This is a genomic window from Thermococcus cleftensis (genome assembly GCF_000265525.1).
Taxonomy (GTDB): domain Archaea; phylum Methanobacteriota_B; class Thermococci; order Thermococcales; family Thermococcaceae; genus Thermococcus; species Thermococcus cleftensis.
Window position 1 is genome coordinate 1,903,615 of sequence record NC_018015.1, and the last position, 17,369, is coordinate 1,920,983.

18 protein-coding genes and 1 pseudogene are annotated in these 17,369 nt (G+C 55.5%); 9 read left to right on the forward strand and 10 right to left on the reverse strand.

The features are described from left to right. Positions 1-40 precede the first annotated feature (40 nt). From CL1_RS10245 to CL1_RS10255, 3 genes are all read left to right on the forward strand, one after another. On the forward strand, positions 41-913 hold the full coding sequence (locus CL1_RS10245; RefSeq protein WP_014789815.1) for a zinc metalloprotease HtpX: 873 nt from the start codon (positions 41-43) through the stop codon (positions 911-913). Positions 914-988: 75 nt separating this feature from the next. Then, a complete protein-coding gene (locus tag CL1_RS10250; protein WP_048152287.1) occupies positions 989-1,894 on the forward strand; it encodes a M48 family metalloprotease in 906 nt (301 codons plus the stop codon). 111 nt (positions 1,895-2,005) lie between these two features. Next, positions 2,006-3,148, forward strand: coding sequence for an amidohydrolase (locus CL1_RS10255; protein ID WP_014789817.1), 1,143 nt, complete (start codon positions 2,006-2,008; stop codon positions 3,146-3,148). On the opposite strand, the gene hepT is transcribed toward CL1_RS10255, so the two are convergent. From hepT to CL1_RS10285, 6 genes are read right to left on the reverse strand one after another with little or no spacing between them, the layout of a single operon-like run. Then, a complete protein-coding gene (gene hepT / locus CL1_RS10260) occupies positions 3,145-3,543 on the reverse strand; it encodes a type VII toxin-antitoxin system HepT family RNase toxin (RefSeq protein WP_014789818.1) in 399 nt (132 codons plus the stop codon). The two genes, CL1_RS10255 and hepT, sit on opposite strands and share 4 nt — an antisense overlap. Beyond that, positions 3,512-3,925: a nucleotidyltransferase domain-containing protein gene (locus tag CL1_RS10265; RefSeq protein ID WP_014789819.1), complete on the reverse strand. Its 414-nt coding sequence runs from the start codon at positions 3,923-3,925 to the stop codon at positions 3,512-3,514. Before CL1_RS10265 ends, hepT begins: the two co-directional genes overlap by 32 nt. Positions 3,926-3,970: 45 nt before the next feature. Continuing rightward, positions 3,971-4,918: a radical SAM protein gene (locus CL1_RS10270; RefSeq protein ID WP_014789820.1), complete on the reverse strand. Its 948-nt coding sequence runs from the start codon at positions 4,916-4,918 to the stop codon at positions 3,971-3,973. Beyond that, the gene (locus tag CL1_RS10275; protein WP_014789821.1) at positions 4,902-5,726 is read right to left on the reverse strand and encodes an NAD(P)/FAD-dependent oxidoreductase; all 825 of its coding nucleotides are present in this window, start codon (positions 5,724-5,726) and stop codon (positions 4,902-4,904) included. Before CL1_RS10275 ends, CL1_RS10270 begins: the two co-directional genes overlap by 17 nt. Further along, positions 5,708-6,340, reverse strand: a complete 633-nt coding sequence (locus CL1_RS10280) for an isochorismatase family protein (protein WP_014789822.1) — start codon at positions 6,338-6,340, stop codon at positions 5,708-5,710. Before CL1_RS10280 ends, CL1_RS10275 begins: the two co-directional genes overlap by 19 nt. A 23-nt stretch (positions 6,341-6,363) precedes the next feature. Then, positions 6,364-7,170, reverse strand: coding sequence for an SDR family oxidoreductase (locus CL1_RS10285; RefSeq protein WP_048152290.1), 807 nt, complete (start codon positions 7,168-7,170; stop codon positions 6,364-6,366). A gap of 71 nt (positions 7,171-7,241) precedes the next feature. On the opposite strand from CL1_RS10285, the gene CL1_RS10290 reads away from it, so the two are divergent. The 3 genes and pseudogenes from CL1_RS10290 to CL1_RS10295 all read left to right on the forward strand — a co-directional run. Then, positions 7,242-8,249 (forward strand): deoxyhypusine synthase, encoded by a 1,008-nt coding sequence (locus tag CL1_RS10290; protein WP_014789824.1) that lies wholly within the window; start codon positions 7,242-7,244, stop codon positions 8,247-8,249. A gap of 87 nt (positions 8,250-8,336) precedes the next feature. Continuing rightward, entirely contained in the window at positions 8,337-8,510 is a 174-nt protein-coding gene (locus CL1_RS10865; protein WP_237266253.1) for a hypothetical protein, read from the forward strand. 24 nt (positions 8,511-8,534) lie between these two features. Then, positions 8,535-9,509 (forward strand): annotated as a pseudogene (locus tag CL1_RS10295) (AAA family ATPase); the annotation flags it as partial. A 9-nt stretch (positions 9,510-9,518) separates the two neighbouring features. On the opposite strand, the gene tiaS reads toward CL1_RS10295, so the two are convergent. Both tiaS and CL1_RS10305 read right to left on the reverse strand, forming a co-directional pair. Next, a complete protein-coding gene (gene tiaS, locus CL1_RS10300) occupies positions 9,519-10,793 on the reverse strand; it encodes a tRNA(Ile2) 2-agmatinylcytidine synthetase TiaS (protein ID WP_048152479.1) in 1,275 nt (424 codons plus the stop codon). Positions 10,794-10,837: 44 nt separating this feature from the next. Further along, positions 10,838-11,368 carry a GNAT family N-acetyltransferase gene (locus CL1_RS10305; protein WP_014789827.1) on the reverse strand — a complete coding sequence of 177 codons (531 nt, stop codon included), beginning with the start codon at positions 11,366-11,368 and terminating at the stop codon, positions 10,838-10,840. A 45-nt stretch (positions 11,369-11,413) separates the two neighbouring features. Here CL1_RS10305 and CL1_RS10310 point away from each other — a divergent pair, with 45 nt between their 5' ends. Then, positions 11,414-12,370 carry a transcriptional regulator gene (locus CL1_RS10310; protein ID WP_048152481.1) on the forward strand — a complete coding sequence of 319 codons (957 nt, stop codon included), beginning with the start codon at positions 11,414-11,416 and terminating at the stop codon, positions 12,368-12,370. Here CL1_RS10310 and CL1_RS10315 read toward each other — a convergent pair. Both CL1_RS10315 and CL1_RS10320 read right to left on the reverse strand, forming a co-directional pair. Further along, on the reverse strand, positions 12,363-13,613 hold the full coding sequence (locus tag CL1_RS10315) for an HD domain-containing protein (RefSeq protein WP_014789829.1): 1,251 nt from the start codon (positions 13,611-13,613) through the stop codon (positions 12,363-12,365). The two genes, CL1_RS10310 and CL1_RS10315, sit on opposite strands and share 8 nt — an antisense overlap. 92 nt (positions 13,614-13,705) lie before the next feature. Next, complete coding sequence (locus CL1_RS10320) at positions 13,706-14,989, reverse strand: phenylacetate--CoA ligase family protein (protein ID WP_014789830.1); 1,284 nt, start codon at positions 14,987-14,989, stop codon at positions 13,706-13,708. Positions 14,990-15,299: 310 nt separating this feature from the next. Between CL1_RS10320 and CL1_RS10325 the strand changes: the two genes are divergently transcribed. Both CL1_RS10325 and CL1_RS10330 read left to right on the forward strand, forming a co-directional pair. Continuing rightward, positions 15,300-16,181 (forward strand): hypothetical protein, encoded by an 882-nt coding sequence (locus CL1_RS10325; protein WP_237266254.1) that lies wholly within the window; start codon positions 15,300-15,302, stop codon positions 16,179-16,181. Continuing rightward, positions 16,178-17,281 (forward strand): DUF835 domain-containing protein, encoded by a 1,104-nt coding sequence (locus CL1_RS10330; RefSeq protein WP_237266296.1) that lies wholly within the window; start codon positions 16,178-16,180, stop codon positions 17,279-17,281. Before CL1_RS10325 ends, CL1_RS10330 begins: the two co-directional genes overlap by 4 nt. The last annotated feature ends 88 nt before the right edge of the window (positions 17,282-17,369 follow it).

A 17,369-nucleotide genomic window follows, 5' to 3' on the forward strand; every position in this document is an offset into this window, starting at 1 on the left:
TCCGGATTCGTCACTTCTTCTTGGGTGAGGAGGTGAGGGTATGGGGCTTGGACTGTGGCTCAGAACGGGCCTGCTGATGGGCATATTGACTGGTCTATTGATGGGGATAGGCTACCTCCTCGGCGGGCCCAACCTTGCCTTCCTGATGTTCCTCTTCGCCATGCTCTTCAACTTCATCACCTACTGGTACAGCGATAGAATCGTCCTGAGCTGGTACAACGCGAGGGTGGTAGATGAGGCCGAGGCTCCCGAGCTGTATGCCATAGTGAGAGGCCTCGCCGAGAGGGCTGGGCTTCCGATGCCGAGGATAGCGATAATCCCCAGCGAGACGCCAAACGCCTTCGCGACCGGGAGAGACCCGAAGCACGCTGTCGTGGCCGTGACGACGGGCCTTCTCAGAATCCTCAACAGGGACGAGCTCGAGGGTGTCCTCGGCCACGAGCTCACCCACGTCAAGAACAGGGACATTCTCATCGGAACGATAGCGGCGGCGATGGCGGGGGCAATAATGCAGCTCGCCTATTGGGCGCGCTGGATTGCGATCTTCGGTAGCTATGACGACAGGGACGGCGACAACGTCCTTGCAGCTATCCTTATAGCTGTTCTGGCTCCAATAGCAGCAATGCTCGTTCAAGCAGCTATAAGTCGCTCAAGGGAATTCCTGGCAGATGAAGGAGGGGCGAAGATAAGCGGCAAGCCCTGGGCGCTCGCGAGCGCGCTGCTGAAGATAGAACGCGCCGTCAGCTACCGGCCGATGCGCGAGGGGAACCCGGCAACTGCCCACATGTTCATCGTAAACCCGTTCAAAGGAAGCAGCCTGGCGAGCCTCTTCTCAACGCACCCGCCAACCGAGAAGAGGATTGAGCGCCTCAGGAAGATAGCGGAGGAGATGGGCTACGTTCCCAACTTCTGATTTCCCATTTCTGTCCATCGTTTGAAGCGAACGAAAGCTTTGTAAAGGCGGTTTGAAAGGTAAACCGGAGGGGTGATGGGAATGAAAATCTGGCTGTTCATCAGGACAACGTTCATGATAGCCCTCCTGACGGGCCTTCTGATGGCCATGGGCTACCTCCTCGGTGGAGCGAGATGGATGACCTACATGTTCTGGTTCGCCGTCATAATGAGCTTCCTCGCCTTCTGGTACAGCGACAAGCTCGTAATCAAGATGATGAAGGCAAAGCCCGTCAGTAGGGAGGAGGCGCCCGAGCTGTACGAGATAGTTGAGAAGCTCAGCAAGAGGGCGGGCCTTCCGATGCCCAGGATAGCTATAATCGACGACCCGACGCCGAACGCCTTCGCAACGGGAAGGAACGCCAAGCACGCTCTCGTGACTGTGACGACAGGAATCCTCGAACTCCTTGACAGGGACGAGCTTGAGGGCGTCCTTGGCCACGAGCTGACCCACATAAAGAACCATGACATACTCGTCGGCACCATCGCCGGCGCACTGGCGGGTGCGGTCGTCTACATAGCCTACTTCACCAAGTACCTCGCCTTCTTCAAGGCCATATTCGGCGACCTCAGCCTCGACAGGTTCTTTTACGCCCTGCTGATTGCCATAACTGCTCCGATAGCGGCGATAATAATCCGCTCGGCGATAAGCAGGCGCAGGGAGTTCGCGGCCGATGAGGGAGGAGCAAGGCTTAGTGGCAAACCCTGGGCGCTCGCGAGCGCACTGCTGAAGCTCGACGAGGCGGTAAAGAAGCTCCAGAAGGAGGCGGAGGCGAAGAAGAAAAAGCCCCTCGGCAACCCTGGGCTGGCCCACCTCTTCATCGTGAACCACTTCGAGGGCGACCGCGTTTCGAGGCTCTTCGCCACCCACCCGCCCACCGAGGAGAGGATAGCTCACCTCCGCGAGATAGCGAAGGAGATGGGCGTCGAGTTCCCCTACTGAGCCGTTCCTTTCCCCTATCTTTTGTTGCATAGTTGTTGAATCGCATAATCCCTTGATTCCAGAGTCGATAAGCATTTAAACGTTAGTGCACATCTCTTAACGGTGGTGAACGTGAAAGCCGTGAAGGCCAATCTTCTCTACGACGGTCTGGGGAACGTTCTGAGGGACGTCTACGTCGTTTTTGATAGAGACATCGTTGACGTGACGAAGGAGAAGCCGAAGGAAGCCGAGATAATGGCCGAGGGCGTCGTAACGCCTGCCTTCATAGACGGCCACAGTCACATCGGAATGGATCGCTACGGCGAACCCTACCAGGAGGGCGAGGCCAACGAGCAGATGGACGCTGTTCTCCCACTCGTCGATGCGCTCTACTCGATTTACATGGACGACAAGGCCTTCAAGCACTCGATAGAGTTCGGCGTCCTCTACTCGTCGGTTCTGCCAGGGAGCGGGAACATCATCGGTGGAAAGGCCGTCTTCATCAAGAACTACGGGCGCGACATTGAGGAGGCCTTCATCAAGTACGCCGGCGTTAAGGCCGCCTTCGGCTACAACCCGCGCTCGACAACGAGCTGGAAGGGGACGAGGCCGAGCACGAGAATGGGCGCGATAGGAATCCTCCTAAGCTGGCTCATCAAGACCCAGAAGACGATAGCGCTCCTTGAGAAGGGCAAGAAGGAGCCGGAGGAGGTCGAGCCCACCGTTGAAGCCCTGATTCCTGTCCTGAAGGGCGAGGTTCCCCTCCGCGTCCACGTCCACAAGGAGGACGACATCGCGGCGCTGCTCATGATAAAGCGGAAGTTTGGGCTGAATATAACCATTGAGCACGCCGGCGACGTCCACAGCAGGGAGACCTTCGAGAAGATAAAGAGGGAAGGCGTTCCGGTCATCTACGGCCCCTTCGACGCCCACCCGTACAAGGTTGAGCTGAAGCACGAGGACTGGAAAAACGCCCGCTACCTGCTCGAGGTCAGGCCCCTCTTCGGGCTGATGAGCGACCACCCGGTCACGCTCCAGGCCAACCTCTACCTCCAGCTCAGGCACTTCATAAGGCTCGGCATGAGCAAGGGGGAGGCGATAAAGGTCATCACCCACAACAACGCGAAGATACTCGGCGTTGATGATAAGCTTGGAAGCGTAGAGAGGGGCAAGTGGGCCTCGCTCGTCGTCTGGAACGGCGACCCCTTCCACCTGGAGAACTACCCGACGCACGTCTTCGCGGAGGGCGAGCTGATTCACGAGGCTGACTATTAGCCTTCCAGCTTTTCGTATTTTTCTATGAGAGTCAGGACTATCTCGTATAGCTCGTCAATCCTCTGGAGGGCCTCTTTCACGATGTCAAGGTTCAACCTATTGTACTTGTGAACTATGGCGTTTCTCAGCCCGTTATATGACCTGAGAAGACTTGCATCGGCTTCTGAGATAACTCCATCTCTACTAAGCCGTTCGATGTTTGTGTAATCGTCTTCGACCGTCATTCCAAGGTCCTTAACAAGCATCGCAACGATGTCCATCGCGATATCCACGCAAAGCTGGAGGGAGTAAAGCAGTGCCCTCTGAGTAACCTCGTCTCTCATTTCGTGGTTCTTTATGAACTCGTATTCCTCCTCGAACCTCTCAAGCTTCTCTAAGTACCTTTGCCTTCTCACGGGCACGCCTCCTCAGCTTTGCCTTTTCCCTCACGCTCTCAAACTGATTCTCCCTTATCCGGTGTTCCATGTCCCGCCACAGCTTCCTGAACCGGTAGAAGTACTCCGAAAGCTCAAGCTCATCACCGTATACAACCCTATGATTCCTGATGATATCAATCTGAACGTATAGTGGAAGCTCCTCGAAGACTTTAACGTCGTACTTCCCTCCGAGCTTCTGGAGAACCCTCTCATAAACTCCGGGTTTTGGCTTGACGAGGCACACATCAACGTCGCTTCTCCTCGTTGCTTCCCCCCTCGCGTGAGAGCCGTAGAGGAGAATCCCCATGCAGGAGTCTTTGAACTCCCGAAAGTCCCTGTGGAGTTGCTCCATGAGGTTCATTGAACCACCGTGGGAGAATAGGAGAAGAATAAGATAAGGTTTTCGTCAGCTCACCCTGAACTCAAATCCCCTCGCGAATGTGTATGCCTCCCTAAGCTCTGGCCTCTCCTTGAGGAATCTAAGAATGTACTGGCCGCAGTTCGAGCCGATGAGGTTCTCCCTCGTGTCGCCGACGGAGATGATGACGTCGTAGCCGAGCCTCCTGAGGTCATCAACGAACTTCCTGTGCTTCATCGGAAGGCCCGTCTCAAGGTCCACGTCGTTGGTGAGCTTGTTCTTTAGCACGCTCACCGTCGGGTTGAGGGGCGTTATCTTGATGAGGAAGTACTCCTTCGGGAAGTGCTCGGCTATTACGCTAGCATCGACCTCGTTCTCCCTCGCCAGGGCGAAGTTGAGCGTGATCTTCTTGCCGCCCTCGTCGTAGAAGGCCTTTCCGTACTCGGCTATCCTCTCGAAGTCCCACTTCCTGACCGGGATTATCTCGTCCCTCTGCTCCGGGCTGGTGGAGTGTATCGAGAACTGGAGCTGGAAGTTGGTCGGGAACATCTCCTTCTTGAGCTCGAGGAGGGCATCGAAGAACTTATCGGTTCCTATCGGGGCAATCGTTGAGAGCGACGGGTGGAAGTTCTCGTAGCGCTCGCCCAAAAGCCGCATTGCCTCTATGACGGCCATGTTGAAGCTCGGCTCGCCCATTCTCGCGAACTGCACCTTGAACTTCCTGGTTTTTGGCTTTCCGTCCCAGCGCCTGGCTATCGGGTACTCTATCTGCTCCATCAGCTCGTCCAGCCCGAGCCTCCCCTTGTAGAAGAAGCCTGCGTCGCACATCTTGCAGCCCACGGGACAGCCGTTGAGCGATGATACTATGAGCACCCACTTCTCGGCCGGATTGTAGGTCGGAACTGACTCTACAAACTCCACTATGTTGCCCTTTGAGGTTTTCCCGATGTAAACGACCGCAACGTTCGGATCGCCAACCTCACTCAGTATCTCCATACCTCTCCCTCCTCCATATCACCATCGCGGTTTTTATTCCGTCCGCTATCGCCAGGGCCGTCTGGCGGTAGATTCCGTTCTTGACGTCCCCGACCAGGAAAAGGTTATCGTCTTCGATGCCCTGGACCAGCTCGATGTTCGGCACCCTGCCGATGGCACCGAGCACTAGCTCTACCTCAAAGTTGCCGGCGCTCGTTCTGGCTAAAAGCTTTTGCTTCCCGTTTATAGGCCTTATTTCCCGAACCTGTCCCATCAGCGTCCTGATGTTTGAGCGTTTCTTCACGAGTTCCTGGAGGTAGGGCAGGGCCTTCGGTTCGCTCCTCATGAGGATTATCACCTCGTCGCTCCTCTCGCTCATTGTCAGCGCGTAGTCAAAGGCCACATCGCCGCCGCCGATGATGAGAACCCTCCCGTAGTGTCTCTCCGGAACTTCGGCGACGTGGTAGGTTATCCCATCGAAGGGGAGCCTTCTCGGCCTCGTTCCTGTTGCCACCACGAGGTACTTGAAACGGTGAACCCCGCCCGCGGTTTCAACTTCAAAGAGTCCGCCGGCCTTCTTAACGGCCCTAACTTCCTCGTAGAGGATTTTCAGATCGTACTTTCTCACGTATTCCTCAAGGATTTCGACAACTTTCTCGCCCTTGATTCCGTCCGGGAAGAACATCGTGTTCTCGACGGAGTAGGCGTTCCTTATCAGCCCACCTATTCGGTCGCGCTCGAAAATCACGCTCTCTATCCCGTAGCGCGCCAGCTGCACCGCCGTCGCTATGCCCCCTATTCCGGCCCCGATTATCCCGACGAGAGCCATTCCAGCACCTCCTTTAGCAGGGGCGTGACCGCGAAGCCGTGGGAGAGGTTTCTGAGCGTTGCCTCGTGGAAAAACCTGTTCTGGGTCAGCGTCCCATCGACCGGAAATACCACGTTGAAGCCCCTCACGAAGGCCTCTCTGGCGGTGGTCTCGCAACAGAGGTGTGTCATGATGCCGGTTACGATGACTGTCTCGATGCCGAGCTTTCTGAGCCTCCTCTCCAGGTCAGTGCCGTGAAAGGCGTCGTAGGTTCTCTTCTCAATGACGGTTCCGGCGAAGGGCCTGAACTCTTCAAGAAGTTCGTTCAGCGGGTCGTCTCTTGGCATATTGCCGCCCCACCAGCGGGTCATTATGTCGTCCCGATGGAAATGGCGGGTGAAAATTATCGGAACGCCGAGTCTCTCCGCCTCTCTGTAAAACTCCACAAGCCCGGAAACGAAGCGCGGCGCGGAAGGCAGGAACGCCCTGCTCTCCGGCCTGAGGAAGTACGCCTGAAGGTCTATCGCCAGAACGGCTGCATTTCGGAACGGTTTGACCTTCTCCCACTTCCTCGGCCTGAAGTACCTCTCCCTCATCTCAGCTATGAATTCCCCGGTGAAGTAGTCCTCCTTCATGGACGTGAGAAGGAAGGGTGGGCTTAAATGTCTATCCCCCTCGTCATCGCGCCGTCTATGATGGCGGTCGAGCCGAGCATGTACTCAGCTTCCTCGCTCAGGAGGAAAGCCACGAGCGAGCCGAGCTCCTCCCACCTGCCGGTTCTGTGGAGCGGAGTTCTGCCGAGCACTTCCCGCTCCCAGGTCTCCTCGAAGGGTTCCCCCCTCGCCTCGGCGACGCGCCTTAGATTTTCGCGCGCCCCGGGTGTATCGAAGCTGCCTAGAAGAACGCTGTAGGCCCTTATTCCGTGCTTTCCGTATGTTCTCGAAACGCTCTTCGCCAGCTGAACCAGACCCGCCCTCGTAACGTCCGCCAGAACCAGCGGTGGCATCGGCTCCTTTATCGAGACGGAGTTGAGGTAAATCACCGTGCCCTTCCTTTTCCTCTCAAGCCACGCCTGGACGAGAAGCGTTGTGAGATAGCCCGGGGCGACCGTGTGAAGTGCGGAAGCCTCAATCCAGTCTATGTAGGTCGCCTCGTGGAGGAGGCACGGCTCACAGCGTACGTTTGGGGCGTTCCAGACGAGGGCGTCAATGCTCCCTAAAAGCTCCCAGCCCTCTTTCACGAGCTTCTCCAGATCGCGCTGGTCGAACAGGTTCGCCCGGACCGCGTGGACCTCACCGTATTCCGAGAGCGTTTCCAGGGCCCTTTTCAGGTTCTCCTCGTTCTGGGAGCTTATTACCACGCGCGCGTTCCTCTTCAAAAGCTCCCTGGCAACGTTGAAGCCGATGCCGCGCGATGAGGCCGTAACTATGACCCCAAGGCCGTCCAGATTTATCTTCACCGGCATGTGGGAGAGTTGGGGCTGGAGGATAAAACGCTTTCCCAAAACTTTATACGTCCCCCCTCGAAGTGCCAACCATGACCGAGCCGAAAGACATAGTGCTTAAGGAGAGCGAAGAGGTCGAGGGCCTTCCAATCGAGGGGCCCTGGCTTGATGAGGTTTCGAGCCTTGAGGAAGTCCTTGATTATTACGAGCGCATAGGCTTTCAGGCGACGCACCTCGGAAGGGCGATAGAGATATGGCAAAAGGTCGAGGAGAAGCGCGCTAAAGGTGAGGAGGTCAGAGTTTTCCTCGGCTACACCTCCAATATCATCTCCTCCGGGCTGAGGGAGCTGATCGCGTGGCTCGTCAAGGAAGGCAAGGTGGACGTCATCGTAACCACAGCAGGTGGCATAGAGGAGGACTTCATAAAGGCCCTCAAGCCCTTCGTCCTCGGCGACTGGCAGGTGAACGATGCCCTGATGCGCGAGAAGGGCATCAACAGAATCGGCAACATCTTCGTGCCCAACGACAGGTATATTGAATTCGAGAAGTACATGATTCCCTTCTTCGAGCGGGTTCTTGAGATGGAGCGCGGGAGGGGCAAACCTCTAACGGCCAGCGAGTTCATCCACGAGATGGGCCGCTACATGGACGAGAAGCTGGGGAAGGAGAAGGAAAAAAGCGTTCTCTACTGGGCCTACAAGAGAAACGTTCCGATTTTCTGTCCGGCCATTACCGACGGCTCGATAGGGGACATGCTCTACTTCTTCAAGGAGGAGAGAAACGATAGAGAGCTTATCATAGACATAGCCAACGACATAGTCAAGCTCAACAATTTGGCCGTTACTGCCAATGAGACGGCATCGATAATCCTCGGAGGCTCGTTGCCGAAGCACGCGATAATAAACGCCAACCTCTTCAGGGGAGGAACGGACTACGCCATCTACATCACAACCGCTATCCCATGGGACGGCTCGCTTAGCGGCGCACCTCCGAGCGAAGGGGTCAGCTGGGGCAAGATAAGGGCTAAGGCTGACTACGTCGAAATCTGGGCAGATGCCACGCTCGTCTTCCCGTTGCTCGTGTGGAAGGTGATGCGCTGACATTTCGTTCTTTTTCATAAACGATATGCATGCATATCGTCCTCGTGCGAGGACAAGGTTTATAAGTAAAACTTCCCACGTTAAAACATGGACAATAGAATCCTCACACCCCTCATCGCCACGAGCAGGCGGGTAATGGCGTGGGCGAGAAAGTTCCCAAGAAAGCGCTTTCTCTTCGATGAGCTCAGGGCCATTGATGAGGAGTACTACGTTGGCATCAAAGGAATCCGTGGCGTGGGCAAGACCGTTCTTCTGCTTTAGCTCGCCAACGAAACCGAGAGCAGTGTCTATTTTTCCGCGGACTCAACTCCAATAAAGCCTTTCTCGCTGTATGAGGTTGTTAAATCCCTCGCGGAGATGGGATACAGAAACATTTTCATCGATGAGATCCACAGGAAAGCGGGGTGGGCCGAGGACTTAAAGACGCTCTACGATGAACACGAGGTTAGGGTGTTCTTCTCGGGCTCATCAGCAATAGATCTGGTTCATTCCGGGGCAGACCTGTCAAGAAGGGTCGTCCTCAAGGAACTCCCCCCGGCTTCCTTTCGGGAGTGGCTCAACATAAGAAGGAATTTCAACGTTCCCAGATACCCTCTGGAAGAAGTCCTTTCCAGATCGTTTGACCTGACAAATATGTACGCTGAACTCCACCCTCTCTGGAGGGAATACATGCGCGAGGGGGGAGTACTCTATCCGAGAAGTGGCTTCTACGATGCCCTCGACAACTCTATCAGGAAGGTGATCCTCGAAGACCTCTCCGCACTGAGGGAGGTCAGCGTTAAGTATGAGACCGATGCGTTTAAGCTTCTCTACCTCGTCGCTAAATCCGCCCCATTCGAGGCCAATTACTCGCGGATAGCCAGGGCCCTCGAAGTTTCCAAGAACATGGCAATAAGGCTCGTGGGCGACCTATCAAAGGCGGGGCTTTTGATTGTCCTTCATCCCTGCAGGGGCGGGAGAAAGGAGCCTAAACTATACCTCACCGTTCCACTGAGAGAGTTCTTTGCCAGAAAAGGCTTTGACACCCACAGGGGTGCCCTGCGCGAGGAGTTCTTTGTAAACCACCTGAAAAACTTCGGCCCCTGCTACCTGAAGGGCAGGAGAGGCGAGAAAACGGCAGATTTTAAGGTTGGGGAATGGGTCATAGAAGTCGGCGGCGAATCCAAGGGCCGTTATCAGAGGCCCGACTATATAGCGGTTGATGGCCTTATCACCGGAAAAGGAAGGGTTCCTCTATTCCTGTTTGGTCTGGTGTACTGATCCTCCAGGCTACACAAGCTCAAGAATCCTATCCTCCCCGCCCGGCAGGACGAGGGGCCTCGACAGGTGCTTCCTGGCATCGGGCGGAACCTCGTAGATCTTCCTCTCCAGCCCGCGCGGAACCTCAACGGGGATGAGCTTCTTCGGCATCCTATAGCCACAGCGCTTGCACTTGAGGTAGTCGCCCTTGCTCTTCATCGTTCCCCCACAGCGCGGACACCTCGGCTTTTGGTACTCGATTTTGGGGACGAGCTTCACCGGGTAGAACTTCTCGAGGTTGAGCGTCAGCACCCCTTCGTGCTCCTTAACGCCTCCAGCGGCAATTATCTCGTCTCCGGGGAGGAGCTTCCTGACCCAGTTGCGGAACTTCTTGGTCGGTTCGAAGGCGGCAACGCGGATCCTTCCCGTCTCGTCCTCCAGCTCAAAGAAAACGTGCCTCCCGCGCTCCCAGTAGGGTTTGGCCACTCTGCCCCTAACGACCGCGCTGTCGTAGAGCTTCAGCTCGCCGATCTTCTTCGGTACAAGGTGGTCGTCGGTGTTCTGGTTGGTCTTGTAGAGCTGGTGGAAAGCGACGGGCTCCTCAAAACGAACCATCTCGAAGGTCTGGAGAACCTTCCCCGCATCGATCCCGCGGATTCCAGCGAGGACGGGATCCTTGCCGTGCGGGGTTATGAGAACGGTCTTTTTGTATGGATCAACGTTGTCGTAGGTGAAGGGGTAGCTCCAGCGGTCTGCCATGAAAACGCTGTCCCTCTCTACTCTTCTCGGCCTTCCCCAGTTCTCCCTTTCGCGGTAAGCCAGCAGCTCGTAGGTGAAACGTTCGAGAGGATAGCCGATTGAAGCCAGCGCCCCGATTATGCCCCTTCCGAGCTTGAACTTGAAGTACTCGGCCCCGACTTCCCCTGCGACCCTTTCGGCTTCCTCGATGGTGACGTGCTCCCTCAGGGCCCTGAGCGAGAACTCGCGGAGTTCCTCCGGAATAGCCCCCTCCAGGAAAACAACCCCTGGATTGGTGTTCTCGTGGGTGAAGTCAGCCAGCTGGTTCACGTAGAAGAGGACCGTGTTTTTGATCTCCGGAATCAGCCTCTCCTCGACCTCGAAGGTCATGGAAACGGCCCCGTTACCGCGGGTCTTGTAGGGTATGTTCGGGTTGAGCCTGATGAGCCTCGGCAGGTCCATAGGCTCCGCTAAGCGGGACAGCTCGCGGTAGAGGAGGGCACCGAGGTAGGTGGTGCACATACCGTTGGGTGAGTCGGTATCGTCGATTCCGATGTGGAGGAGCATGGGTGAAGAAACGAGATGGGGGTTTAAAAAGCAAACGGCAACGTTCATTCCCTGAACCTCTCGTAGCATAGCACATCAACGAAGCCTTCCCCTGGCACGTACTGGTGTTTTCTCCAGCGGCCGGCGAGCTGAAAGCCGTTCTTCTCAAGAACCCTTATCGATGCGATGTTTGTCTCGAAGACGTGGGCGTAGACCTTCCGCAGGTTGAGCCACTCAAAGGCGTATTCCAGGGCGAGCTTTACCGCCTCGCTCGCGTAGCCGTGCCCCCAGTGCTCCTTGGCCAGAAAGTAGCCCAGCTCGGCACGGCCATTGTGGTAGTCTATCCTGTGAAGGCCAACGAGTCCGACGAGGGAGCGCGAGGAATTTTCCAGGATTGCGAAGACCTTCTCGTGCTTCTTCTCTCTCCGGAGAGCCTCGTACCATTCCAGCTCGTCCTCGTAGAAGAATATCTCCTCCGGGAATGAGAGGTATTTTCTCACATCGCGGTCGTTGTACCATAGCCACACGTGTTTTAGATCCTCGCGGAGGAGCATGCTGAGGGAAACAAGATTGCCTCGGAGTATTATCGGTCTCATGCGAACCCCTTAACTTTATTAAGTCCTTCTGCGTATTTAAAAATGATGGACAGGGAGAGGCTCATAAGAACCGTAGAGGCGATACTCAGGGGTACTGGCTACAAAACGGCCAGACTTGAGTTTAAGGGCTCGTGCTTTGACATAGTGGCGAGCAGGTTATTCCTGTTGCTCTTCGTTAAAGTTGCCACCAACATAGACACCGTTACCGAGGAGCAGGCCGAGGACCTTAAGCGCCTGTCCAAGTTCTTCAAGGCGTCACCGCTGATAGTAGGGCTCAAGACGAAGAACGCCGAGCTTGAGGAGGGTGTCGTTTACGAGAGATTCGGCATCTACGCCCTGAGGCCTGAGACGCTCTACGACGTCCTCGTCGAGAACGAGTTGCCGGCGATATTTGCCGAACGCGGCGGTTTTTACGTGAGGATAAACGGCCAGCTTTTGAGGAGGCTCCGCGAGAAGCACGGTTACTCCGTGAACGAGCTGGCCCAGCTCATCGGCGTTTCGAGAAAGAGCCTCCTAAACTATGAGCGGGGCGAGCAGGCGGTTTCGCTGGAAGTGGCTATAAGACTGGAGGAGCTGTTTGACGAGCCTCTGGCGGAGCCGATAGATGTGCTTCATTCGAGGGTTGAGGCCAATCTCGACGTCACGCCGGAGACACCGCTGGAAAAGGAAATATTTGACAGGCTGAAGAGCCTCGGTCTCGGCGTCGTCAAGGTGAAAAAGGCCCCCTTCAACGCGGTATCCAGGGAGGAAGATTTTAGAATCCTCACGGGCATAGACGAGCGGAAGACCCGCTCCACCGTCAGGAGGGCCGAGATGGTGGCGGAGGTGAGCAAAATAATCAACAGTGATGGTGTTTTTATCCTTGAAGAGACCCGGACTGAAGTGGTTGGGGAAGTTCCCCTAATCCCCAAAGAAAGTCTCGATGAAGTTAGGGACGCCGACGAGCTGATAGACCTGATTGAAGAGCTGAAAAAGGAGATAAGGGCGAAGCTCTTCAGCTAAATATTACCCTCTTCCAGACCTCCCTGAGCTTGGCTACATACTCCGCGGGGGAGGCTATCAACACCGCCCACCGAGGGGTCTGTCTCCTCTTAAGCGCGTTCGCGAGGGGCGTCACCCTCGTCAGGGGCTGGAGCTCGCCGTTCCCAAGGAGGACGTTTATCTCCGTGGCCTTGAGCCTTGGCTCGCTGAGCATAAGATCCGCTATGCTGAACTCGAGGATAACCTCCCCTTCCCTCGCACCGACTGCATCTGCCAAAGCCCTTTCAATCTCCTGCCTTCTCTTCACATTCCTGTATGCGCTCAGGAGCTCTCTTTTCTCCTCTCCCGTCAGCTCGTCCGCGCTTGCCAACACGGCCGCCTTGTAAAGCTCGCGGTACTTGACGCGCCTTACCATCTCCGCAGGGAAGCCTTCAAGGTCCTCCAGCTCAACCAGAACCCTGCAGTCGATCATCTTCCAGAAGTCCCAGAGGTGTCCTTCCTCCAGGGCGGATTCCAGAGCCCTGGTCAGCATGCCCTCGGCGATCTTGACCGTGTGGTGGAAGTAAACCCTGGAGTACATCAGCGAGCGGGCCACCATCATTCCCTCGACAGCCTCGACGCCCTTCTCGTCCACCACCAGCTCTTCCTCATGTATCCTAAGGACCTTAAGCAGTCTCTCGAGGTCTATGATGCCGTGGGCGACTCCCGTGTAGTGGGCATCACGAATGAGGTAGTCAAGCTGGTCCACATCGACATCGCCGTGGAGCATCTGGCCGAGGTAGCGCTTCTTCGCCTTTCCGAGTATCAGGTCCGCGACGTCCTTCGGCGTGAAGTCATAGCCGTAGCTTTCAATTATCTCGGGAATCCTGCCCCCGTTATCGCTCTCTGTGATGTTAATCTTACCGAGGACTATATCCTGGCCAAGGCGCATATGGTCGCGCTCCTTAACGTAGTGCTTGTAGATGCTCTCGAAGGTGTGGCTGAAGGGTCCGTGGCCGATGTCGTGGAGGAGAGCCCCGACCTGGAGGAGCATGCCCTCGTCCTCGCTCAGACCGACCTCCTGGGCGAGTCTTCTCGCTATGTTCCACGCTCCGAGGGAGTGCTCAAAGCGGCTGTGGTTCGCCCCTGGATAAACGAGGTAAGCAAGGCCGAGCTGCCTTATGTTCCTGAGCCTCTGAAACTCCGGCGTTTTCACGAGCTCCAGCACGAGTCCGGTGAGCTTCATGCTGCCATGTATGCCGTCGTGAATGATCTTCCCACTCATCTCGACCACCGCTGGAGATTTGAGAACTGTCTTAAATAAGTTTTCGGCATTGTGACAATGAATGTGGGAAATAGTGGAAAGTAACAGAAACGTTAAAAGTCCTTTCCGGCGATGTAGATCCTCTTGGTCTTGCCAAGGCTCCTCGGAAGGCCTTCCCTAAGCTTTTCGAGTGGAACCGCGACGACTTCGAGTTCGGCCTGCTTGGATTCCTCCACCTCGTATCGGACGGGGTTGTTGGCCTCGTAGATGAGATCCTTGACCTCGTCCTCGATCCCCTCGGGCTTTACATCTGCATAGGCCACCCGTATTGTGGCCTTTGGCCTGGGGTTCTCGGGAGAGAGCGGGTGGTAGATTATCACGAAGTCCACGAGATCGGGGTGGTTGTAGACTATCTCCATCACCTGGTCTATGTGGAGCTTCGCCCCCGCGAGGCTCACAACGTCCTTAACGCGGATTATGTTCCTTACCTTTCCTCCTTCCACCCTGGCGAGGTCACCTATGTCGTAGTTGAAGAGGGGCAGGCCCGTAAGCTCACCCTCCCTCATGACCTTCGTTATGTAGATCCTCTTGTAGCTGTCGTAGCCGTCGCCCTCGTCCTTGAGGACGATTATGGACTCGGTGAAGTTGAAATCTCCCTGCTTCCTCCGCGTGATGACTCTGTACCCCGTAACCCCGTCCTCCGTGGAGCCGAAGTTGTCGATTATCACCGCGTTTTCAAAGAGCTCGAGTATCGCCTTTGCCAGCTCCGGCGTCAGCGTCTCGCCGCCGACCACGATGGTCTGAATGTCCCCCTTTATGGACTCGGGTAGGGTTAGACCGAGGTTGTAAGCGGTAGCGGTCAGGCAGAACAGCGCGGTCGGCTTGATGTCCTGGAACTCTCTAAGGAGAGTCTCCCTGTCCAGGAGATACCGTATGGGAATCTGGTAATATGCGGTTCTGGCGTTGATAGCCTCGAATCCTCCGAAAGCGAACATTCCCGAGGACGAGGGCAATGGTGGGAAGAAAGACGCAATCCGGTCTCCCCTGTCCATGTACTCCATAACCCATGGTTCAAGTTGGCGTCCAATCCTCACGCGGTCGTCCCGTGTAAAGGGGATCCTCTTTGGCCGGCCGGTGGTTCCGCTGGTTCTCATAACAGTGTAGAATAGCCCGGGCTTCCTTATGTAGCTGGGCCATATCTCCCCTGTACGGTAGAGGTCGTGGGGCGCTATCTTGACCCTCCCAGTTAGTCTTGCAAGATCGTTGGGGGTTATCTCCGCGGTATCTACTCCTGAGAACTGCTTCCTCCAGAACTCCGTTGTTTCTAGGGCCTTTCTCAGGGTGTATCTGAGGTCCTCCACCCCGTTTTTATCGGCCCTTCCCACTATAATGCTCACGAATACCCACCCAAACTACTTATCCGCGTTTCTACTATTTAACGTTTGGTGTTTATCATGGTGTTTATCTAACGGCTTTGGACAATTGTCGAATTTAAAAAAGCTTTTATATTGTTTGGTTAAAACATTCTACATGGAGTATGGAGATCTCTTGGACAATCTACATGAGCATTCCCTGGGTATTAGTGAATATTGGACCCGGGAATACTTAAAGAGGATTTTTGAGTTCCACTTCAAGAGAACGCCGTACTGGAAAAGGATCGCCGAGTTGCTGAACCCGGATCTCGATGAGCTCTTTCAGGGAAGCCTGGTGGAGGTTTTTGAAGGTCTCTTCAACCTCGGCCTCACGGTGGAGGAGGACTACCTCCGCAGTCACTGGTTGGACTTCGTTCCCGTCTCTTATGACGGCAAGATCCGGTTCTACCAATCCTCTGGAACCACCCGCGAAAGGGCGATTGGCCATTGGGACGCCCGCTACGTTGAGGTGCTTCACCTCTACCTCCGCGCCGCACTGGACAGTGTCTACGGCCTCGATGGAATCTATGGGAACGGCCATCAGATGCGCGTTATTGCCCACGGCCCATACGGCTGGTATCAAGATGAGGTAAGCCAGCTCATCTGGAGCTATGGCGGCGTTCTGTACTTCATTGGCATGGAAACAGACGGTCTCAAGCGTGTTCTTCGAGAACAGGGGCTGGAGGCCGTTTTGAAGATCTTGGACCCTCTCGTGAGGTACACGAAGCGCGTGATGGAAACCGACAGGATAAACACCGTCCGCACTGCTCCCCCGCTGATGTCGCTCTTTGAACCCTATAGCGAATCGATTGAGACCGCCATTGTAAGCGGTGTGGGCGTAAACAGGGAGTTCTTCAAGTATCTATCCAACACGTTTGAGGGAACCTTGCTAATCCCGCTCTACGGTTACTATCTCTTTGGGGACTTGGTTGGGATTCACCGTCACGGGCAGTTCTGGTACTATCCAAACTACCCCACCACTATAATCTTTCCCCTGAAGCAGGTGGACGGTGAGTACCGCGTGGTGAAGCGCGGCGAGAGGGGGAGGGTTGGAGTCATAATCGCCCGCCCCGAAGTGCTGGTCGTAAAATTCGAGGACGAGACGGCCCTTCGCGTTCCACCGGAGGGACCGTTTAGGTGGGACGGATTCGGCGATCCCACCAGAAACTTGGGGTGAGGGATTTGGCGGAAATCAACACGCTACTGCTGGCCGAAGCTCTGATTGTGATGGGAGTCGATTTGGGCGCCGCGGCCTGGATATTCCGTATATACCTGAGCAACGGTAGAAAGTCCGCCCTAGCTTTCTCGATAGCATGGATATTTGATTTTCTTGCAATTTTCCTCACGTCAATCCAAAACCCCCTGGCCCAGATCATCGGTCTCCTATGCCTTCCCGCTTTTTCCGGCTTCATATTCTACGGCTCAGTAAAGTTCCTAGAGGAGGAGTCAATAGCCGTCAGGCACAGAACTCTGGCCATTTTCTCGATAATGCCAGTCATGTTTATAGGGTATATGTTGGGGGTGTACTTTTACACAGGCGACCCATTCTGGACGGCCACCAGCGCGGCGGCCTTGGGCATAAGCGGGGTATTCGTCACCACCGGTGGACTGCTTCTGATGGAAGTTGAGGGCATATACAGGAGTGCTATCCGCTACCTCTACGTCAGCATAATCCTCTTCGGGGTTCACCTGGTCCCAGCAGCCCTGTTCGGCAAGTACGAATGGTACCGCGTTATAGGATTCACCGCGTCGTCCCTACTCGTTATTTTCATGGTGGGGGCGATGGTGAAGCTCACCTCCTCCAAGACGTTCCGCCCTCCAACGAACAATACTCACAACCAGCCAGATCTAAAGCCGGGAGTCCTGCTCATCGACATCGGGGAGTACAAGAAGCTCAAGGAGAAGCTCCGGGGAACAAGGGTTCTAGCTTTCCTTCGGGACGTTTCCGACGTTCCTGATGAGTGGGAGTACTACTTCGTAACCACTATTCCCTTCCAGGGCAAGTTCAAGAACACGATAAACCCGACGAACCTGGCCAGGATAACGGAGCTCTCGTACCAATACCTGGAAAGCTTTTCCAAGTCTGGAAAGCATGGAATCATAGTCATAGACTGCCTGGAGTACCTGACGGTTTACAACCCCTGGGAGAGCCTCATGAAGTTCCTTTCCAAGCTGAGGGACTTTGCCATAGTGAACAAAGGAACCCTTGTGGTCGTCGTTGAGAAGGAGAGCCTCGAGCCAAGGCTGTACTCGCAGCTCAGGAAGCTACTCGAGTGAGGCACCTTTATATACCCCCGTCCTCAACCTTAGAATGCCCCCGCGCGAGGACTCTGGGGACGGATGAACCAGAGTGCGATGCGGGGGC

What these genes read in the sequence shown, in the direction of transcription:
- CL1_RS10245 (WP_014789815.1), top strand. Translation starts at nt 41, where the DNA reads ATGGGGCTTGGACTGTGGCTCAGAACGGGCCTGCTGATGGGCATATTG.
- CL1_RS10250 (WP_048152287.1), top strand. Translation starts at nt 989, where the DNA reads ATGGGAATGAAAATCTGGCTGTTCATCAGGACAACGTTCATGATAGCC.
- CL1_RS10265 (WP_014789819.1), bottom strand. Translation starts at nt 3,925, where the DNA reads ATGAACCTCATGGAGCAACTCCACAGGGACTTTCGGGAGTTCAAAGAC.
- CL1_RS10270 (WP_014789820.1), bottom strand. Translation starts at nt 4,918, where the DNA reads ATGGAGATACTGAGTGAGGTTGGCGATCCGAACGTTGCGGTCGTTTAC.
- CL1_RS10275 (WP_014789821.1), bottom strand. Translation starts at nt 5,726, where the DNA reads ATGGCTCTCGTCGGGATAATCGGGGCCGGAATAGGGGGCATAGCGACG.
- CL1_RS10280 (WP_014789822.1), bottom strand. Translation starts at nt 6,340, where the DNA reads ATGAAGGAGGACTACTTCACCGGGGAATTCATAGCTGAGATGAGGGAG.
- CL1_RS10285 (WP_048152290.1), bottom strand. Translation starts at nt 7,170, where the DNA reads ATGCCGGTGAAGATAAATCTGGACGGCCTTGGGGTCATAGTTACGGCC.
- CL1_RS10290 (WP_014789824.1), top strand. Translation starts at nt 7,242, where the DNA reads ATGACCGAGCCGAAAGACATAGTGCTTAAGGAGAGCGAAGAGGTCGAG.
- CL1_RS10865 (WP_237266253.1), top strand. Translation starts at nt 8,337, where the DNA reads ATGGACAATAGAATCCTCACACCCCTCATCGCCACGAGCAGGCGGGTA.
- tiaS (WP_048152479.1), bottom strand. Translation starts at nt 10,793, where the DNA reads ATGCTCCTCCACATCGGAATCGACGATACCGACTCACCCAACGGTATG.
- CL1_RS10305 (WP_014789827.1), bottom strand. Translation starts at nt 11,368, where the DNA reads ATGAGACCGATAATACTCCGAGGCAATCTTGTTTCCCTCAGCATGCTC.
- CL1_RS10310 (WP_048152481.1), top strand. Translation starts at nt 11,414, where the DNA reads ATGGACAGGGAGAGGCTCATAAGAACCGTAGAGGCGATACTCAGGGGT.
- CL1_RS10315 (WP_014789829.1), bottom strand. Translation starts at nt 13,613, where the DNA reads ATGAGTGGGAAGATCATTCACGACGGCATACATGGCAGCATGAAGCTC.